Source organism: Thiomonas sp. SCN 64-16 (genome assembly GCF_001725585.1).
GTDB classification, from domain to species: Bacteria; Pseudomonadota; Gammaproteobacteria; order Burkholderiales; family Burkholderiaceae_C; genus Thiomonas; species Thiomonas arsenitoxydans.
On the sequence record NZ_MEGQ01000048.1, the window covers coordinates 1 to 17,686 of the forward strand.

At 62.4% G+C, this 17,686-nt stretch carries 14 protein-coding genes and 2 pseudogenes; 2 read left to right on the top strand and 14 right to left on the bottom strand.

The features are described 5' to 3' along the window. Positions 1-274 (top strand): annotated as a pseudogene (locus ABT24_RS12640) (TolC family protein); the annotation flags it as partial. 300 nt (positions 275-574) lie between these two features. On the opposite strand, the gene ABT24_RS12645 reads toward ABT24_RS12640, so the two are convergent. From ABT24_RS12645 to ABT24_RS12710, 14 genes and pseudogenes are all read right to left on the bottom strand, one after another. Then, positions 575-1,822 (bottom strand): IS110 family RNA-guided transposase, encoded by a 1,248-nt coding sequence (locus tag ABT24_RS12645; RefSeq protein WP_276732486.1) that lies wholly within the window; start codon positions 1,820-1,822, stop codon positions 575-577. A 349-nt stretch (positions 1,823-2,171) separates the two neighbouring features. Then, a complete protein-coding gene (locus ABT24_RS12650; protein ID WP_276732488.1) occupies positions 2,172-2,699 on the bottom strand; it encodes a nitrate reductase associated protein in 528 nt (175 codons plus the stop codon). 50 nt (positions 2,700-2,749) lie between these two features. Next, positions 2,750-3,105 (bottom strand): annotated as a pseudogene (locus ABT24_RS12655) (carbonic anhydrase); the annotation flags it as partial. Between the two features lie 40 nt (positions 3,106-3,145). Further along, positions 3,146-3,796 (bottom strand): nitroreductase family protein, encoded by a 651-nt coding sequence (locus tag ABT24_RS12660; RefSeq protein ID WP_276732490.1) that lies wholly within the window; start codon positions 3,794-3,796, stop codon positions 3,146-3,148. A 28-nt stretch (positions 3,797-3,824) separates the two neighbouring features. After that, on the bottom strand, positions 3,825-4,505 hold the full coding sequence (locus ABT24_RS12665; RefSeq protein WP_276732492.1) for a peptidylprolyl isomerase: 681 nt from the start codon (positions 4,503-4,505) through the stop codon (positions 3,825-3,827). 17 nt (positions 4,506-4,522) lie between these two features. Then, positions 4,523-5,209, bottom strand: a complete 687-nt coding sequence (gene narI / locus ABT24_RS12670; RefSeq protein ID WP_013106764.1) for a respiratory nitrate reductase subunit gamma — start codon at positions 5,207-5,209, stop codon at positions 4,523-4,525. Positions 5,210-5,213: 4 nt separating this feature from the next. After that, entirely contained in the window at positions 5,214-5,969 is a 756-nt protein-coding gene (narJ, locus tag ABT24_RS12675) for a nitrate reductase molybdenum cofactor assembly chaperone (protein ID WP_276732493.1), read from the bottom strand. A gap of 2 nt (positions 5,970-5,971) precedes the next feature. Further along, the gene (gene narH / locus ABT24_RS12680) at positions 5,972-7,495 is read right to left on the bottom strand and encodes a nitrate reductase subunit beta (RefSeq protein WP_276732495.1); all 1,524 of its coding nucleotides are present in this window, start codon (positions 7,493-7,495) and stop codon (positions 5,972-5,974) included. A 24-nt stretch (positions 7,496-7,519) separates the two neighbouring features. Next, positions 7,520-11,329: a nitrate reductase subunit alpha gene (locus tag ABT24_RS12685; protein WP_276732497.1), complete on the bottom strand. Its 3,810-nt coding sequence runs from the start codon at positions 11,327-11,329 to the stop codon at positions 7,520-7,522. A 24-nt stretch (positions 11,330-11,353) separates the two neighbouring features. Further along, the gene (locus ABT24_RS12690; RefSeq protein WP_041608463.1) at positions 11,354-12,739 is read right to left on the bottom strand and encodes a NarK family nitrate/nitrite MFS transporter; all 1,386 of its coding nucleotides are present in this window, start codon (positions 12,737-12,739) and stop codon (positions 11,354-11,356) included. Positions 12,740-12,757: 18 nt separating this feature from the next. Further along, complete coding sequence (locus ABT24_RS12695) at positions 12,758-14,077, bottom strand: MFS transporter (RefSeq protein ID WP_049774688.1); 1,320 nt, start codon at positions 14,075-14,077, stop codon at positions 12,758-12,760. 141 nt (positions 14,078-14,218) lie between these two features. After that, positions 14,219-14,623, bottom strand: a complete 405-nt coding sequence (locus ABT24_RS12700) for a hypothetical protein (protein WP_276732504.1) — start codon at positions 14,621-14,623, stop codon at positions 14,219-14,221. A gap of 24 nt (positions 14,624-14,647) precedes the next feature. After that, positions 14,648-15,325 carry a response regulator gene (locus ABT24_RS12705; RefSeq protein WP_276732507.1) on the bottom strand — a complete coding sequence of 226 codons (678 nt, stop codon included), beginning with the start codon at positions 15,323-15,325 and terminating at the stop codon, positions 14,648-14,650. Next, entirely contained in the window at positions 15,315-17,246 is a 1,932-nt protein-coding gene (locus tag ABT24_RS12710) for a type IV pili methyl-accepting chemotaxis transducer N-terminal domain-containing protein (RefSeq protein ID WP_276732509.1), read from the bottom strand. Before ABT24_RS12710 ends, ABT24_RS12705 begins: the two co-directional genes overlap by 11 nt. Positions 17,247-17,469: 223 nt before the next feature. Here ABT24_RS12710 and ABT24_RS12715 point away from each other — a divergent pair, with 223 nt between their 5' ends. Further along, on the top strand, positions 17,470-17,667 hold the full coding sequence (locus ABT24_RS12715) for a DUF3079 domain-containing protein (RefSeq protein WP_079668507.1): 198 nt from the start codon (positions 17,470-17,472) through the stop codon (positions 17,665-17,667). Positions 17,668-17,686 lie beyond the last annotated feature (19 nt).

Below are 17,686 nucleotides of genomic sequence, written 5' to 3' on the forward strand. Positions count from 1 at the left end.
GGCCTTGCAGGCACAGAGCGCAGCCGTTGCCTCGGCGCAAACTTCGCTGCAACTGGTGGAGCAGCAATACGCGCTGGGCACAGCCAGCGCGCTGCAACTGCTCACCGCGCAGCAGCAGCGACAACAGACCCGCATCGGTCTGATCGCCGCGCAGGCTGCGCGCCTGAACGACACCGCCCTGCTCTATCAGGCGCTGGGCGGCGGGCTGCAGCCACAGACACGATCACGACAAGCAAGCAGTGACATTGACCTGTTGGCGCCGATGCCGATGTGAGCCACATGCCGATTGGCGACTGAGCCATAGCAAACGTGCTGCGCGCCGTGTCAGGTTTGATTCCAGCGTGATCCAACCGGCTCACCGCAACCCTGGCGCTTGGCTCAAATCGGCATCGGTGCCAACAGCGCATCGGCCGTGGTCGAGCCGCCCCTCTCTTTGGGCGCACCGAGGTGTGGCTCGCCCTTGTTGCCGTCGGTTACCGTGAAAGCCTTCCCTCGTAGCGACGTGAGAAGTCCTGCCGCGTCGCAGCATCGACTGGAAGACCGCTGGGCCCGACCCCAGGTATTCAGCGGTGGATCAGCGTGCGGCGCTGGCCGCTGGTGCGCTGGGCGAAGGCCACTTGCCGATGGCCTTGAGTTGCTTGATCCAGCGCGGGGCGTTTTTCTTGGCGCTCATGGCGGCGTAGTCGATGGACTGGTCGAGGTAGGGCTGGCGGCGAGACAGCAGGATGTAGATCAGCCGGATCATCTTGTGAGCCACCGCGACGATGGCCTTCTTGTGCGATTTGCGCACGGTGAGGCTGCGGTACTTGGCGGCCAGGGTGCTCTTGGTCATGCGCGCGGCGTTGGCGCATTCGCACAGGATGAAGCGGATGGCGTTGTTGCCGTGCCGGGTGCGGCCGGATTTGCGCTTGCCCGCGCTCTCGTTGTTGCCTGGGCTCAAGGCGGCCCAGCAAGCCAGGCGTTCGGGGCAGCCGAAGCGGTCCATGTCGTCGCCGATCTCGATGAGGATCAGTGCGGCGGCGATCTCGTCGATGCCGGGGATGGTCTGCAGCAGGCTGTGCGCCCAGGTGTAGGGCTGCATCGCGCACATCAGGTAGGCGTCGATGTCGGCCAGTTGGCGCTGCAGCGCGTCGATGCTGTCGCTGAGGTGGCGCAGCACGAACAGGTGGCGCTCGCTCAAGTCGCCGTCCAGGCTGGCGGCGAGTTCCTCGGTCTTGCGCTTCAAGGCGCCACGCGCGTGGGAGAGCAGCACGGCCTCGGACTGGCCGTCGATGAGCCCGCGCACCATGGCGCGGGCCGAGACGCCGTGGATGTCGCTGACGACGGCGCCGAGCTTGATGCCGGCGTCATCGAGCCTCTTGTGCAGGCGGTTGATCTGGCTGGCGCACATGGCGCTGAGCTTGCGGCGGTAGCGCGAGACCAGGCGCAGCTCGCGCAAATCCTTGGGCGCAATGAAGCTGCCACGCACCAGGCCGAAGCGCGCCAGCACGGCCAGCCACTCGGAGTCAAGCATGTCGGTCTTGCGACCGGGCACATGCTTGATGAAGTGCGCATTGACCACCCAGGCGGTGATGCCGACATCCTCCAGGTGGGCGTAGACGCTCTTCCAGTAGATGCCGGTGCTCTCCATGACCACCAACTGGACCTGCAGCTCAGCCAGCCAGGCGGCCAGGGCGCGGCAATCGCGCTTGAAGCCGCCGAACTCCCGACTGTGCTTGTCCACCGAGCCGTCGGGCTGCTCGATGAGAACCGTGACCACATGCAGCATGCGGTGCACATCGATACCGGCCACGCGCCGGTGCAAGGGGGAAAGTCCTTCCATGACGATGCTCCTGTGTGTAGAGTGCAAGGCGGCACGCCGGGGCATCACCTGTGGCCGGCGCACCGTGCAAGGGCCGTGGCCTTTACTCGGCAAGTCGGTGGGCTGAAAGACTCCTCGAACCGAAATCGATTCGGGCCTCTTTACCGTTCGTGCTGCCACCCGGTTCACGGCAATGAACCCGGCAGCGCAACAGTCGGGGGTGCGAGTCAGCCCGGTGGAGGTCCGGCTAGGCACCGGGGTCGGGCCTTCATTCGTTTTGCGACCTCAATGCCCCGGCGTGCCACCCTCTATCCTGTTCCTTCCCAGGGCTTTTTCATGCTCGGGGGCGAGTGGGGCAAATCATGAATGGTTAGGTCTGCACAGACTGAGCGCACAAGCCGAACTCCCGCAGGGCAAGAGGGAAGTTGCGATTCCTGTGACCCGGCCGGGTCAGTTTGAACAGGGTGAAGCGTTGCAGGGCGTTGAGTTCTGACCAGGCACGCGGGCCATCGAGCCGCAGGGACTTATCCACAGCGGCTTGCCGCACGCGATCCGGCAGATACAAGCAGTTCCATTCCAATTCCTCCTGGCTTGCAGGCATTCTGACCACCCGGGTCTTGGCCTGATGGACGATGGCCTGCACGAGCAGGTGCCGATAGCGTCTCTTCCCTCCAAGTGGATCGAGGTCCTCGGTGATGAGTCTTTTGCGCGTTGCCAGATCGAGGGTTTGCCAGTCTTGCAGCGAGAGTTTGATCCGGCACTCATCAAGTCTGTAGCGCACGAGCATGGGCATGCAGCACAAGGTCTTTGCATAGTCCGATTCGAAGTTGAACAGTAGCGAACTGACCTCTGCAATTGGGGGCAGGATGTCGAGCTGCGCCGAAATGGACTGGCGCACCGCGTCGCCTAGATCTGCGATATTCATAGGGCATGGGGCAGAGCTATCGGCTAGCCGTCATCGGCGGGAGCGTCGGCATAGGGGCCCGTGCCGCTATGGGCCGATTCGGAGGACGGAATGAAGCGACCTCCGCGCACATCGAACACATGCACCTGACCCTCTTCGATCACATAGTGCCAACCGTGCAGACTGGGCAGACTGAGGTTGTGTTGCTCGACGCGCCGACGCACCATGGGGTAGTCCATCAAGCGTTCGAGTAGCAAAACGACCGCTCTCTGCTCTGTGCGGCGCGGTACTTCGGGCCCAGGGTCGGCGGCGGGCAGGATGGTCTCTTTCCCCAACGCCAGCCAGGATTTAGATTGCGGGCATCGGTCGGGGCTTCTCCATACAGCGTGCCTCCGGCCCCGCGCCCGTGAGCAGATGTGGCACGACGCGCGAGCTGCTCGTCAGACATGATCGGCCTCGCAGTTCAATTCGGATACGAACAGGGCCGGGTCGGGCCGCGGGCGGATGGGCTTGCGCCGGTCTGCAGTACCGATGGCAACGAAGCACACGGCCTGCTCGTTGTGCGCCAAGGCAAACAAACGGCGCAAGCGGGCGGTCTGCATGGCCTGACCGCTGACCAGGCCAGAGCCAAATCCATCGGCATGGGCGCTGAGCAGCAGGTTTTGAATCGCACAGCCCAGAGAGATCAACCGTTCCTGCAATGGAATTTCGGGGTGATCGTCTGTGGCGTCACGCACGATGGCCAGCGCGATGAATGGCCCGCGGTGCGCCTTGTCGCGAGCCTCTGCCAGTTCCTTGTCACTGGCGCTGGCGTCGCGCTCCCGCAGGGCCTGAGCGAAAACCTCGCCAAGTGCAGCACGGCTTGCTGCGGGCACCACAACGAAGCGCCAGGGAAGAATCTGCCCATGATCCGGCGCCGCCGCTGCGGCTTGAAAATAGGCGTGAATCTGCCGCGCATCCGGCCCTGGCGCGAACAGGCGCTTGGGGGCGAGCTGCTGCCGGGTTTGAATCAGCGTTGCCGTGAGGTCGGCATAGGCGGTGCGCCCCACGGTGCCCGGTACGGGCGTGTCGAGTATCGAGAGGGCAGACATGGTGTGACTCCGGCCGGTCTGGAGGCCTTCAGTTTTGCGGGCTGGGACAGGCAACGTCCGACGTAGAGCCCTCTGACGGGGTGGCATGCCGCTCCAAATCTTCAGCATAGAGTTGCAGCGCCCTTACCAGTGATTGTTGTCTGAGGGTCTGTGCGATCTGCGCCTGCACCGCCTCGAACGGAGGCAACTGTCCCCGAGCGATGCGGGCAATACGCACAATATGCAGGCCAAACCGAGTGCGCACCAGTCGCGGCAGCACACCCGGCTCAGCATGTTCCATAAAGGCTTGCCAGAACTCTGGCACGCATTGGTCGGCGGTGAGTTGGCCCAGGTTGCCGCCGATCTGGGCCGACGGACAGTTGGACAAGCCGCGCGCCATCTCGGCAAAGCCGCTGCTGTCGGCCATCAGGGCGTAGAGGGTATCTTCGGCCTTGTGGCGCAGGGCGTCGATGGGGGTGGAGGGTGTGACGGCAAACAGAATGTGGTCGGCCTCAACCATATCGCCCTGGCGCAGGGCGTCAGCGTGCTGCGCGTAATAGCGTTCGCATTCAGCCACGCCCGGCTCCGGCGTTTGCACATCGTGCTGCAGCACCGCTTCAAGCAAGGTTTCATCGTCACCGGCTTGAATGCCGAGTTCGGCGGCGCGCTGGCGCAGACGATCCAGCACGACTTCGGTTTGCATGTCGGGTGCGGAAATTGGGGTGTCCATTTGAGTCTCCTCAGGTCTTAGCGCTTGCTGCGAACCAGTTGCCAGGGGCGCAGCAGATAGCCCACGGAAGCGAAGCCGCTCCAGATATGTACCAGGCGGGTGAAGGGGAAGATCAGAAACAGGGTCAGGCCGAAGAAAATGTGCACCTTGAAAATCAAGGATGCATGTTCCATGTAGGCGGCTGCGGCAATGCCCTGGAAGGTGACGATGTGCTTGGCCCAGGACATGAGCGCGAGCATTTCCACGCCGTCGGTGTGCTGCGCCGACTCGATGATGGTGGACAGACCCAGCAGCAAGGTCGCCAGCAGCCACAGCAGCGTCACCCAGTCCATCGGTTTGGTGTTGGCGGCGATGCGCGGATCGCTGATGCGGCGCCAAATCAGCAACACCAGACCGATGAAAATCAGCACGCCCAGTGCGCCGCCGGTGACCATGGCGATGATCTGCTTGGTATGCGGCTCCAGCCCGAGCGCCTCAAAAAAGGCGAGCGGTGTGAGCAGGCCGAAAAGATGGCCGAAGAACAGGCCGATGATGCCGATGTGAAACAGATTGGAGCCCCAGCGCAGCGTGCCGGTGCGCAGCATCTGGCTCGATTCGCTGCGCCACAGATACTGCTCGCGGTCGAAACGCACCAGGCTGACGCCCAGAAAGATGGTGCCGGCGATGTAGGGGTAGACGCCGAAGAAAAAGTCGTTCCAGTTCATGATGTCAAACTCCTGCAGAGTGAGGTTGCGCAGCGCGTGGCATGAACTGCACGGTCTGCACGGAAGGCTTTGCCTGCTGCGGGTTACAGGCGCCGAGAAAGTCCACCGGCTCCTCGGCCCACACCGCATCGAGCCCGGCGGGAGTCCAGTCGGCGGGCAGCCCTTCTTTCTGGATGTCGCGCGGGCCGGGGGTAGGCGGCCGTGTCTCTTGTCCCGTCTGCTGTTCCACCAAGGCGCGCCAGTCGTTCACACCGCAGAGGCGGCAAACAGCGGCCGTCACGGCCACCCAGGGGGATTCCCGACGGTCGAGCGCGACGGTGAGATGCGCCACCAGGAGCGCGACCTCTTCCAGCGCTTCCCGCGCCGCGCTCGGGTCGAGAACCGAGCAATATTCGAGATAGACCGGCAGGTAATCCGGCAGCTCTTTGGCCTGCAGGTCGAGGCCGACTTCCTGGTATTGCGCCAGCAGGTCGACCATGGCCTGGCCGCGATCACGCGAGTCGCCATGCACCTGCTCGAACAGATTGAGCGAGGTGCTGCGACCGCGGTCGAAGGTGTCAACGAACTCGGCTTGCAAGTCCATCAGATCGGCGGCGGTCATATGGTCGATCAGGCCACGCAGCGATTCACGCGCAGCAGGCTGGACGGGCTCAAGTGCGCCCAGCACCGAGGCGAGATCGGCGAGATGCGTCTGCATCGCCTCGCTCGGGTAGTCGAGCAGCAGGGCCAGAGCGCGTAATTGTCGGGATAGATCGTGCATGATTACATCTCCGCTTTGATGGCAAAGGTGCGACGCTTCTTACCGCTGAACAGCGAGGGCGCGGACTCTCCGTCCGAGCAGCCGTTGCCGAAGGTGAAGCCGCAGGATCCCTTCAGGTCGAAGGCGTTTTCGGCATATTCGCGGTGGGCGGTCGGAATGACGAAGCGGTCTTCGTAATTGGCAATCGCCAGGATGCGGTACATGTCTTCCACCATGGCCGCAGGCATGCCCACCTGCTCAATGGCCGCCACATTGGCCTGCCCGTCGACGTGCTTGCCCCGCATATAGGCGCGCATCGCCAGCATGCGTTCGAGCGCCCGCTTGACTGGGGCGATCTCACCCGCGGTCAGCAGGTTGGCGAGGTATTGCAGCGGAATGCGCAGTTGCGACACATCGGGCAACGCGCCGTTGTCGCTCACCATGCCGCTTTGCACCGCGGTCTGGATGGGCGAGAGCGGCGGCACATACCAGACCATCGGTAGGGTGCGGTACTCCGGGTGTAGCGGCAGGGCGATCTTCCACTCCATCGCCATCTTGTAAACCGGCGAACGCTTGGCGGCCTCAAGCCAGGCATCGGGCACGCCGTCGCGCCGGGCCTGATCGATGATTTGCGGGTCATGCGGATCGAGGAAGATGCCGAGCTGCGCTTCGTAGAGATCCTTCTCGTTGGCCACGCTGGCGGCTTCTTCGATGCGGTCGGCGTCATACAGCAGCACGCCCAGATAGCGGATGCGGCCCACGCAGGTTTCCGAACACACCGTGGGTTGCCCGGCTTCGATGCGCGGGTAGCAGAAGATGCACTTCTCGGACTTGCCGCTTTCCCAGTTGTAGTAAATCTTTTTGTACGGGCAGGCCGAGATGCACATGCGCCAACCGCGGCATTTGTCCTGGTCGATCAGCACGATGCCGTCTTCTTCGCGCTTGTAGATCGCCCCCGAAGGACACGACGCGACGCAGGCCGGGTTCAGGCAGTGCTCGCACAGCCGCGGCAGATACATCATGAAGGTTTTTTCAAACTCGCCGTAGATGTCCTTCTGCATCGCCTCGAAGTTGGCGTCGCGGCTGCGTTTGGCGAACTCGCCGCCGAGAATCTCCTCCCAGTTCGGGCCCCATTCGATCTTCTCCATGCGCTGCCCGCTGATCAGACTGCGCGGACGTGCGGTAGGCGCGGCCTTGAGTTCAGGCGCCTTGTGCAGGTGCTCGTAGTCGAAGGTGAAGGGCTCGTAATAGGCGTCGATTTCCGGCAAGTTGGGGTTGGCGAAAATCTTCATCAGGATGGACAGACGCGAGCCCTGCCGGGGCTGCAGCTTGCCGCCTGCCGTGCGAGTCCAGCCGCCCTTCCATTTGTTCTGGTTTTCCCATTCCTTGGGGTAGCCGATGCCGGGTTTCGTTTCGACGTTGTTGAACCAGGCGTATTCCATCCCGGGTCGTGTGGTCCAGACCTGTTTGCAGGTCACGGAGCAGGTGTGGCAGCCGATGCATTTGTCGAGGTTGAGCACCATGCCGATCTGGGCGCGAACTTTCATTGTGTTTCTCCTGTTGGCGTGGGGTCAGGCTTGCGGTTCGATGTGGTGCGGGCGCTCGTGGCTGTAGGCCGGGCCCGCAGGCTCGTCCATCCAGTCCACCTTGTCCATCTTGCGCACGATGCAAAAGGCATCGCGATTGGAGCCGATCGTGCCGTAGTAATTCAGGCCAAAGGAGAGCTGCGCATAGCCGCCGATCATGTGCGTTGGTTTGAGCACCACGCGGGTGACCGCGTTGTGCACACCGCCCCGGGCCTGGGTGATCTGCGACGCCGGGGTATTGATCGTGCGCTCCTGGGCGTGGTACATCATGGCCATACCTGGTTTGACTCGCTGGCTGACCACGGCGCGGGCGACGAGCGCGCCATTGGCGTTGAACACCTCGATCCAGTCGTTGTCGACGATTCCTGCCTCTTTGGCATCGTCCTCGGAAATCCACACGCAGGGTCCGCCACGGCTGAGCGTGAGCATGATCAGGCCATCGGCATAGGTGCTATGGATGCCCCACTTTTGGTGCGGCGTGATCCAGTTCAGCACGATTTCCTTGTTCCCGGCGAACTTGCCAAGCACAGGCTGCACGGCCTTGAGGTTGACCGGGGGGCGATACAAGGCAAAACCTTCGCCGAAGGCCCGCATCCAGGCGTGGTCCTGGTAGAAATGCTGCCGCCCGCTCAGCGTGCGCCAAGGAATGTTTTCATGGACATTGGAGTAGCCGGCGTTGTAGCAAATCTTTTCATCGATGATGCCCGACCAGGTCGGCGAGTTGATCACCCGCCTGGGCTGCGCCACGATGTCCCGGAAACGAATCTTCTCGTCTTCTCGCCCCGCAGGCATGTGGCTGAGATTCAATCCGGTTTTTTTCGACAAGGCAGCCCAGGCCTTGGCAGAGACGTTTCCATTGGTTTCAGGCGAAAGCATCATCACCATCTCGGTGGCGTCGATGTCGCTCAAAATCCGCGGCCTGCCTTCAGCCGGGCCGGATTCACTGACCCGGCCGTTGAGTGCGCCCAGAGCTTGGACCTCCTCGCGCGCATCCCACGAAATGCCATGACCGTGACCGCCGTCTGGTTTGTCCATCAGCGGCCCAAGCGATGTGAAACACTGGCTCACATGGGGATAGTCACGCTGCACCTCGGTGATGTTCGGAGCGGTCTTGCCGGGAATGAGTTCCACTTCCCCGCGTTTCCAGTCGCGCACCTCCAGTCCCTGACCGAGTTCCGCTGCGCTGTCATGCATCAACGGGGTGAGCACCACATCGCGCTCGACGCCGAGGTGCCCAACACAGACCTCGGAAAACTTGCTCGCGATCCCTTTGAATATCTCCCAATCCGAACGTGCCTCCCAGGAGGGATCGACTGCCGCCGACAGCGGATGGATGAAGGTGTGCATGTCGGTGGTGTTGAGGTCATTTTTCTCGTACCAAGTCGCCGCAGGCAGCAACACGTCGGAGAACAAACCGGTGCTGCTCATGCGAAAGTCCAGTGTGACCAGCAGGTCGAGCTTGCCTTCGGGGGCATCTTCGCGCCACTGCACTTCGTGCGGACGTGGATCATCGGGGCCGAGTTCGCTGCCGAGCACACCGTTGTTCGCCCCGAGCAAATGTTTGAGGAAGTACTCCGAGCCCTTGCCCGAGGCGCCCAGCAGGTTGGAGCGCCAAACGAACATATTGCGCGGCCAGTTCACCGGGTTGTCTGGGTCTTCGCAGCTCATGTGCAGCGATCCGCTCTTGAGGCCGTTGACCACATGGTCTTTGGCGGAAAGCCCGGCTGCTGCGGCGTCGCGCGCCAGGTGCAGGGAATTGGCCTGGAGCTGCGGCGCAGAGGGCAGCCAGCCCATGCGCTCGGCGCGCACGTTGTAGTCGATCATGCTGCCGCCGAATGCCTTGGGATCGGCCAGGGGCGAGAGGATTTCATCGACCCCCAGTTTTTCGTAGCGCCACTGATCGGTGTGCGCGTAGAAAAAACTGGTGGCATTCATCTGGCGAGGCGGTGTGACCCAATCCAGTGCAAACGTCAGCACCGACCAGCCCGATTGCGGGCGAAGCGCCTCCTGCCCGACGTAATGCGCCCAGCCGCCGCCGGGCACGCCAATACAGCCACTCATCATCAGCATGTTGATGATGGCCCGGTAATTCATGTCGGCGTGGTACCAGTGATTGATCCCGGCGCCGAGGATCACCATTGAGGTCCCATGCGTCTTGTCCGCGTTGCTGGCAAATTCCCGGGCGATGCGTTCGACAACGTCAGCGGGAACGCCGGTGATCTTTTCCTGCCAGGCAGGGGTGTAGGGAACATTGTCCGCGTAGCTTTTGGCGCAAGGATGGGGTTCTTCGCCGAGACCACGGTCGATCCCGTAGTGCGCGGCAAGAAGGTCATACACGGTGGCGACCCTTGCGGCGGTTTGCTCCCCCCGGTCGTCCACCAGACTCAGTGTGCGGTAGGGAACCTTGCGGATCAGGACGTCGTCCTGAACATTGCCCGGATGGTGTTCGGCGTGCACTCCGCCAAAGTACGGAAACCCGACCTCGGCTGCGCCGTCCATGCGCTCGATCAGGGTGAGGGCCAATTCACATTCCTTGTCGCTGCGCGCGTCGCGCGGCTGCAGATTCCATTGGCTCCCGGCCTCGCCCTGCGCTTGCCAGCGAAAACCGATCGAGCCATGCGGCAGCACCACCTCGCCTTCACTGCCGAAGGCCACGGTTTTCCACTCGGGGTTGTCACCCTGCCCAAGCTTGTCGGCAAAATCGCTGGCGCGCAGCGTGCGGCCTGCTGTGAGCACCTTGCGCCCGTCGGGCAAGGTGCGTTCTTCCAGGCGCACCAGCAAGGGCATGTCGGTGAGGCGACGGCAATAGTCGAGAAAATAGGCCGAAGGCTTTTCGCCGAAGTGGAATTCGCGCAGGATCACATGGCCTAACGCCATGGCCATCGCCGCGTCGGTGCCCTGTTTGGGATGCAGCCACTCGTCGCTGAGCTTGGCGACCTCGGAGTAATCGGGCGAAACCGCCACGGTCTTGGCCCCGCGGTAGCGCGCCTCGGTGTAGAAATGCGCGTCGGGCGTGCGGGTCTGCGGCACGTTCGAGCCCCAGGCGATGATGTAGTTGGCGTTGAACCACTCGGCCGACTCGGGGACGTCGGTTTGTTCCCCCCAGGTCTGCGGCGAAGCGGGCGGCAGGTCGCAATACCAGTCGTAAAAACTTCCCATCACACCGCCAAGCAGGCTGATGTAACGCGCGCCCGAGGCGAACGACACCATTGACATGGCCGGAATCGGCGAGAACCCGAAAATGCGATCGGGCCCGTAGGTCTTGATGGTGTAGGTGTTGGCGGCAGCGATGAGTTCGTTGACATCGTTCCAATCCGCACGCACAAAGCCGCCCATGCCGCGCAGCTTCTGGTACTCGCTGCGCTTGGCCTTGTCCTGCACGATGCTGGCCCAGGCATCGACCGGGCCCAGGGTCTTGCGCGCCTCGCGCCACATTTTCATAAGGCGGCCGCGCACCATCGGGTACTTCACCCGGTTGGCGGAATATTGATACCAGCTCGCCGAGGCGCCGCGCTGACAACCCCGCGGCTCGTGGTTGGGCATGTCGGGATGGGTGCGCGGGTAGTCGGTCTGCTGCGTTTCCCAGGTGACGATGCCACCCTTGACATAAATTTTCCACGAGCACGAGCCGGTGCAGTTCACGCCGTGAGTGGAGCGCACGATCTTGTCGTGTTGCCAGCGGCCGCGGTAGGCGTCTTCCCAGGTGCGGTCTTCGGTGGTGACCTCGCCGTGGCCATCGGCAAACTTGGGCCGGGATTTGGTGAAGTGGGTCAGGCGGTCTAGAAAATGACTCATGATGGTCTCCGTGGGTTCAGGGTATTAGCAGGGCATCGGGGCGTTCTTGCGGCTGTAGTTCCACCAAGTCACAAGCACGCACAGCACGTAAAAGGCGATGAAGCCGTACAGCGCAGCCTGCGGGCCGCCGGTCATGGCGATGGAACTGCCGTAGCTCTTGGGAATGAAGAACGCGCCGTAAGCCGCGATGGCCGAGGAAAAACCAATTACCGCAGCCGCTTCCTTGTTGGCGTCTTTCACTGCCTGCTCCTGCGCAGCAGGGCCTTGTCCGGCAGCGGCGCGCGTGCGGTCGGTGAGGAAGATGACCGGAATCATGCGGAAGGTCGAGCCATTGCCAATACCCGTGGTAGCGAACAGCAGCATGAACGCGGCGAGAAAGCCGGTGAAGTTGCCGCCCGTCCCGCCTTGCGGCAGGAAATACAACACGGCGACGACGCCCAGCGCCATGAGAATGAAGTTCCAGAAGGTCACGCGCGCGCCACCGAGCTTGTCGGCCAACCAACCGCCGACCGGACGTATGAGGGCGCCGACGAAGGGGCCGAGCCAGGCATAATCGAGGGCGTCGATACCCGGAAACTGCGACTTGATCAGCAGTGGAAAGCCCGCCGAGTAGCCGATGAACGAGCCGAAGGTGCCGGTGTAGAGCAGGCTCATCAGCCAGGTATGCGAGCGCCTGAAAATCACCGCCTGATCGGCGAAGGATGCTTTGGCATCGGCCAGATCATTCATGCCGAACCAGGCCGCCAGCGTGGAGGCGATGATGAAGGGCACCCAGACAAAGCCGGCGTTCTGCAGCCAGAGTTGAGTGGTCTTGCTGCCCGTCACTGCGGTTTGCGGATCCCCGCTGAGCACGCCATAGACCGCTGCGGTGATGACCAGCGGCACGATGAACTGCACGATGGACACCCCCAGATTGCCCAGCCCGGCGTTCAGCCCCAGCGCCAGGCCTTTTTGCGCCTTGGGGAAGAAAAAGTTGATATTGGCCATCGATGAGGCGAAGTTGCCGCCGCCGAAGCCGCTGAGCAGGGCCAGAATGACAAAGATCTCATATGGGGTCGAAGGGCTCTGCACCGCGTAATAGATGCCCAGCGCGGGCAACAGCAACGAGGCAGTGGAAATCGCCGTCCAGCGCCGCCCGCCAAAGATCGGCACCATGAAGGAATAAAAGATGCGCAGCGTGGCGCCGAACAGGCCGGGCAACGCTGCCAGCCAGAACAACTGATTGGTGGAGAACTTGAACCCCACCTGCGGCAGCTTGACCACCACCACAGACCACACCATCCATACCGCGAAGGCCAGGGTCAGCGCCGGAATGGAAATCCACAGATTGCGCTGCGCGATCATCTGCCCTTCGCTTTTCCAGAACGCGGGGTCTTCCGGGTTCCAATGTTTGATGACCTGACTGGACATGTTGTTTCTCCTGGAATCTCAATGGCGATCGGCAGCAGCAGGCTGGCCGTGCGACAGGCCGCCTCCAGATGCTTTGGGGTTGTTCGATGGGGAAGTCGGCTTGAATACATCGGTGCGGCGGACCTCGGTGAAGAACATCCACACCAGCGAAACCGAGACCACGCCATACATCAGCATGAAGGCCGAAGAGCGAACGCCGGTGAGGTCGAGCAGCACGCCGAACAGGATGGGAAGAAGAAAGCCGCCCATGCCGCCTGCCAGCCCGACGATGCCCGAGACCGTGCCGATATTGGCCGGATAGTCGTCGGCGATGTACTTGAACACGCTGGCCTTGCCGAATGCGAAGGCGATGCCGAGGATGAACATCAGCGCGGTGAAGGCGTAGACATTCAGGCCGATGTGGAAGGTCGTCGGCCCGCCGGTGGTCTGCACCGTGAACTGGGTTTGCGGGTAAGACAGCAGAAACAGCGCCACCCAGCTCACCCACAGCACCCACCAGGTCACGCTGTGCGCGCCGAACTTGTCGGACAGCCAGCCGCCCACCGCGCGCAACACGCCGCCAGGCAACGAAAAGGCCGCGGCCAGCATCGCGGCCACAGGCAGGCTAAGTTTGTATTCACCGACGTAGTACTGCACCATCCACAGCGCCAGCGCCACATAGCCGCCGAACACGATGCTGTAGTACTGGCTGTACTTGAGCACGCCGGGATCGCGCAGGGCCTTCAACTGATCCATGAAACGGGTCTGTCCCTGCACCACATGACTTTTGTCGTGGTGGCTGAACACCCAGAACAGAATGACCGTGCCGAGCATGACCGCGGCATACACATGCGGCACCATGGTCCAACCGAAAGCCACGACCAAGGCCGGGGCGACGAATTTGTTGACCGCGGCTCCGGAGTTGCCTGCGCCGAAAATGCCCATCGCCAGCCCCTGGCGCTCCTTCGGAAACCAGCGGGCCACATAAGGCGTACCCACCGAGAACGAACCTCCGGCCAGACCGATGAACAGACCGATGGTCAGGTATTGCCAGTACTGTGTGGCATAAGACAGCATCCAGATGGGGATGACGGTGGCTGCCATGATGGCGGCAAACACGATGCGGCCGCCGTAGCGGTCGGTCCAGATGCCCAGCGGCACGCGGATCAGCGAGCCGCTGAGCACCGGCATGGCGGTCAGCAGACCGAATTCGGTGGCGTTGAGCCCGAGGGTTTTTTTGATGGGGATGCCGATGACGGCAAACATCATCCACACCATGAAACACACCGTGAACGCCCAGGTGCTGACGATCAGCACCGACCAGGCTTGCCGGTTGTGTTGCTGCACATTCGCGACCATGACGAATCTCCTTATCGATAAGGAGACTCTAGAAACCGCTGGTCTTTTGCGGTATCGACCTGAAGGCGGATAAAGGCGCTGGGCGCCCTGCTCCGCCGAACTACTCCGAAAGAAGGAGGGAAATCCCGTTCAGGAGCAGATTCAGTGCAGTTGCACCAGACGGCCGGAGTGATCGAAAGTCAGAAAATGGTCGATCTGGCCCATGCGAATGTTCTCGATCAGCTCGGTGAGGGTCTGCTCCACCTCTGCGGAGTCGGGAATCGCCTGGTCTGGAAGGGCCTGCGTGGTGACGAACACCATGTCCCAGGGTGTGCCAGTGTGCCGAGACTCTTCAACCAGCGTTTCGAAATCCGGCAGGTCGTCTGGTGATTTGTCCACCGCCATGACGGGCACGAGCGCGCCGCCACCGCCCGCCGCATGACGGGCGCGCTGCGCCGGACTGGCATCTTCCGGTAGTTCGATGGCAGCAAAAACAAAGTACAGACGTTGCGGCAGCTCCTGTTGTTTTGCGGCGTGCAGGAGATCGGAGAAATCGGCGATTTGCATGGTGTAGTCCCGAAGAGATAGAGATCAAACCGACAGGCCGTGTTCGCTGGCATACACGGCGATCTGCACCCGCGAACTGAGGTCGAGCTTGCGCAAGATACTCTGCACATGCACCTTCACTGTGGTTTCAGCGATGTCGAGTTCGCGCGCGATGACCTTATTGCTTGCGCCGCGAGCGATGGCGGCGGCGATCTGGCGCTCGCGGGGGCTGAGCGGCGTTTTCTCGCTCTGCGCGTTCGCCGGGAGGGCTTCCTTCGCGGAGTCCGTCGTTTCTGGAGCGATGAAGGCTTGTGCAAGTTTTGCGGTCATGTCGGCGCCGATGACGACTTCTCCGCGCAGCGCACGCTGAATGCCGCCGATCAGCTCGTCGGTCTCGCAGGTCTTGAGCAGATAGCCGCTAGCTCCGGCGCGCAGCGCCGCGCCGAGGTCGGCCGCCTCTTCGCTGACGGTGAGCATCAGCACGCGGCTGGCCGGGGCGGCCTGCCGCAGACTCTCTACGGCGTCGATGCCTCGAACGCCCGGCAGATGGTTGTCGAGCAAAATGATGTGGGGCTGCAACTGCGTGGCCAGCCGTAGCGCCTCGCCCGCATCGCCGGCCTGGCCGACCACCTGCATGGCAGGCGCTTCACCGAGCAAGGCCACCAGGCCGCGACGAAACAGCGCATGGTCGTCGACCAGCAGAATGCGGATGTCAGGTGGCATAGGGAGAAATCTCGGTGTTTCGTGTTGCGCGTGCAGACGCGGCGGCCGGGAATTCCGGCAGTTCCAAGGTGACGCGCACACCGCCTTTGGGCTGGGCTTCGATGCTCAAATGCCCGCCGATGGCGGCAGCGCGCTCTCGCATGATCTGCTGGCCCACATGGGCCTGTCCATCCTGGGCGATGACCTCCGGATCATAGCCACGGCCATCGTCCGAGACGACAAAGCGCCAGCGCGGCAGGCTGTCCACCACCAGCCGGGCCTGCGTGGCCTTGGCATGTTTACGAATGTTGGACAGCGCTTCCTGCACGATGTGCAGCACCTGAATCTGCACGTCCGGATCGAGCGGCTGGCCATGCCCGTGAAACACCAGGTCGACGGATAGACCGCTTTGCAGCTCGAACTTCTGCACCGTGCTGCGCAGCGCCGGCTCGATGTCCTGCTCTTGGGTGCGGGTGCGAAAGTGCAGCAGCAGCTCGCGCACATCGGCCAGACTTTCCTTCACGCCCACTTCGAGCTCGCTCACCACCTGTTCGATCTTCCCCACCTTGCCCGCCTGCAGGGCCGTGCGCAGCAATTGAAGCTGAATTTTCATGAACGCCAACGATTGCGCGATGGAATCGTGCAGCTCGCGTGCGAGGAAAGCCCGCTCCTGCGACACCGCGGCCTCGCGCTCCAGCGCGGCGCTGCGCAGGCTTTCCATCGCGGCAGCCAAGTGGCCCGCGAGGGTGTCGAGCAGGGCATGCTGCGCTTCATCGGCGGATTGCTCGGCGTGGAAGAACAGATCGATCTCGCCGAGCAGGCGCTGCTGCGCCCGCACGGGGATGCTCAGCAGCGTGGCATAGCCCAGACGTTCACACGCCACGCGCCCAGGCAGCGCCCGCCCTTCGGGCTGGAGCCGGTGAAACTGCACGATCTGCGGGCCGCCGTGATGCTGCGCCTGCCCGCAAAAGCAGGTGTCCGACATCAGACACTGCTCTTCTTCGGCCAGCACCGCGGGCAAGCCATCGGAGGCCAGCAGCAGGTAACGGCGCGCTGATTCATCGGTCCAGCGCAAGGCAGCAGCATCCGCCCCGGCGATGCGCCGCACGACCTGGACGAACGACTGCGACAACTCGTCCAGGCTCTGTGCCTTCGACACCAGCGCACTCACCTCATACAGCGCCGCAAGACGCTGCTGCTCGGTGCGCAGGGCGGCCGTCTTTTGCCGCACCCGCTCCTCCAATTCGTCATAGACAGCCTGTAGTTGTCCGGCCATGCGGTTGAACCCGATGGCGAGATCGCCGAGCTCATCGGTGGTATTGATGTCGACCCGTGCCGAGTAATCACCCTGCTCAAGCGCTTGCACGCCGCGACTGAGGCGCCCTACCGGATCGAGCACAAATAGGTAAGCTGCGTAGAACATCAACAGCGCTCCGATCACTACCAGAGCGGCCAGACCCATCTGAAACGCGTGGAGCACAGTCGTCCAGAAATCCAGGCGATGCTCTATGGAGCTGACGAAAGCATCGATTTGTGTGACGAACTGGTTAACTTCCTCTCGCGGCACAGGGTGGGCTTGTGATGCGCTTTCCCAGCGTGGCTGCAAACTCTGCCAGTGCGCACGCACGGCGTCGTAGCGCTGGCGAATGATGCCACCCCAAGGAACATAAAGAGGTCGCGACGGGCTGCCCGCGCGCAGCAACACAAGATTGTCCTGGATAAGCTGCAGATCGGAGGAAAGTTGGGTGTCGTCGAGGTCCGTCGCGGACAGCGCCACTTTGTAGCTGAGCATGCGCAATTGCCCGGCGACGTTAACCGCCGCTGCGCCGCCCTCGAGATTCCAGGAAATCCATAAGGTCGCTCCAACGGACATCAGCGACAACAGCAGGAACGTCCCTGAGAATAGGGCGATTTTGGCGGTGAGTGTCCAGTTGCGTTTCATGACGGCATGGCGTGCGGTTCGAGCGCAGATTGTCCCCGCAGGGCGCGATCCTGTCGATTTGGCGACGGTTTGACGTGTATCAGGAACGCAGCACGGTTTCTGGTGTCCCATGAAAACGTCCTCAGACGTGCTTCGTTCGCGTCAGACTCCCAGAGGGGATGAGGCAATTTTGGGCGGTTTGGCATGTTCTCGTAAAGCGAAAACGGAAGGCAAACCGATTGCTATGACTTTCGAGCAGAAAAAATTCCCCAATCATCCAGCACACCCTGAACGCATTTGCTGGGGATGTAGCCGGTACTGCCCGGCCGACTCCATGCGCTGCGGAAACGGCTCCGAGCGCACACAGCACCCCGTTGAATTACTAGGTGAGGACTGGATGGACTTCGGTCTTGACGCAAAAGAAGCAAAAAAGGCAAAGTAAAGCAAGGCGCGACGTTGAT

Bases quoted from the DNA above. Each gene is read 5' to 3' on its own strand.
- ABT24_RS12685 (WP_276732497.1), bottom strand. From the start codon at position 11,329: ATGAGTCATTTTCTAGACCGCCTGACCCACTTCACCAAATCCCGGCCC.
- ABT24_RS12705 (WP_276732507.1), bottom strand. From the start codon at position 15,325: ATGCCACCTGACATCCGCATTCTGCTGGTCGACGACCATGCGCTGTTT.
- ABT24_RS12645 (WP_276732486.1), bottom strand. From the start codon at position 1,822: ATGGAAGGACTTTCCCCCTTGCACCGGCGCGTGGCCGGTATCGATGTG.
- narH (WP_276732495.1), bottom strand. From the start codon at position 7,495: ATGAAAGTTCGCGCCCAGATCGGCATGGTGCTCAACCTCGACAAATGC.
- narJ (WP_276732493.1), bottom strand. From the start codon at position 5,969: ATGCACGATCTATCCCGACAATTACGCGCTCTGGCCCTGCTGCTCGAC.
- ABT24_RS12660 (WP_276732490.1), bottom strand. From the start codon at position 3,796: ATGTCTGCCCTCTCGATACTCGACACGCCCGTACCGGGCACCGTGGGG.
- ABT24_RS12695 (WP_049774688.1), bottom strand. From the start codon at position 14,077: ATGGTCGCGAATGTGCAGCAACACAACCGGCAAGCCTGGTCGGTGCTG.
- ABT24_RS12690 (WP_041608463.1), bottom strand. From the start codon at position 12,739: ATGTCCAGTCAGGTCATCAAACATTGGAACCCGGAAGACCCCGCGTTC.
- ABT24_RS12715 (WP_079668507.1), top strand. From the start codon at position 17,470: ATGACTTTCGAGCAGAAAAAATTCCCCAATCATCCAGCACACCCTGAA.
- ABT24_RS12700 (WP_276732504.1), bottom strand. From the start codon at position 14,623: ATGCAAATCGCCGATTTCTCCGATCTCCTGCACGCCGCAAAACAACAG.
- narI (WP_013106764.1), bottom strand. From the start codon at position 5,209: ATGAACTGGAACGACTTTTTCTTCGGCGTCTACCCCTACATCGCCGGC.
- ABT24_RS12665 (WP_276732492.1), bottom strand. From the start codon at position 4,505: ATGGACACCCCAATTTCCGCACCCGACATGCAAACCGAAGTCGTGCTG.
- ABT24_RS12710 (WP_276732509.1), bottom strand. From the start codon at position 17,246: ATGAAACGCAACTGGACACTCACCGCCAAAATCGCCCTATTCTCAGGG.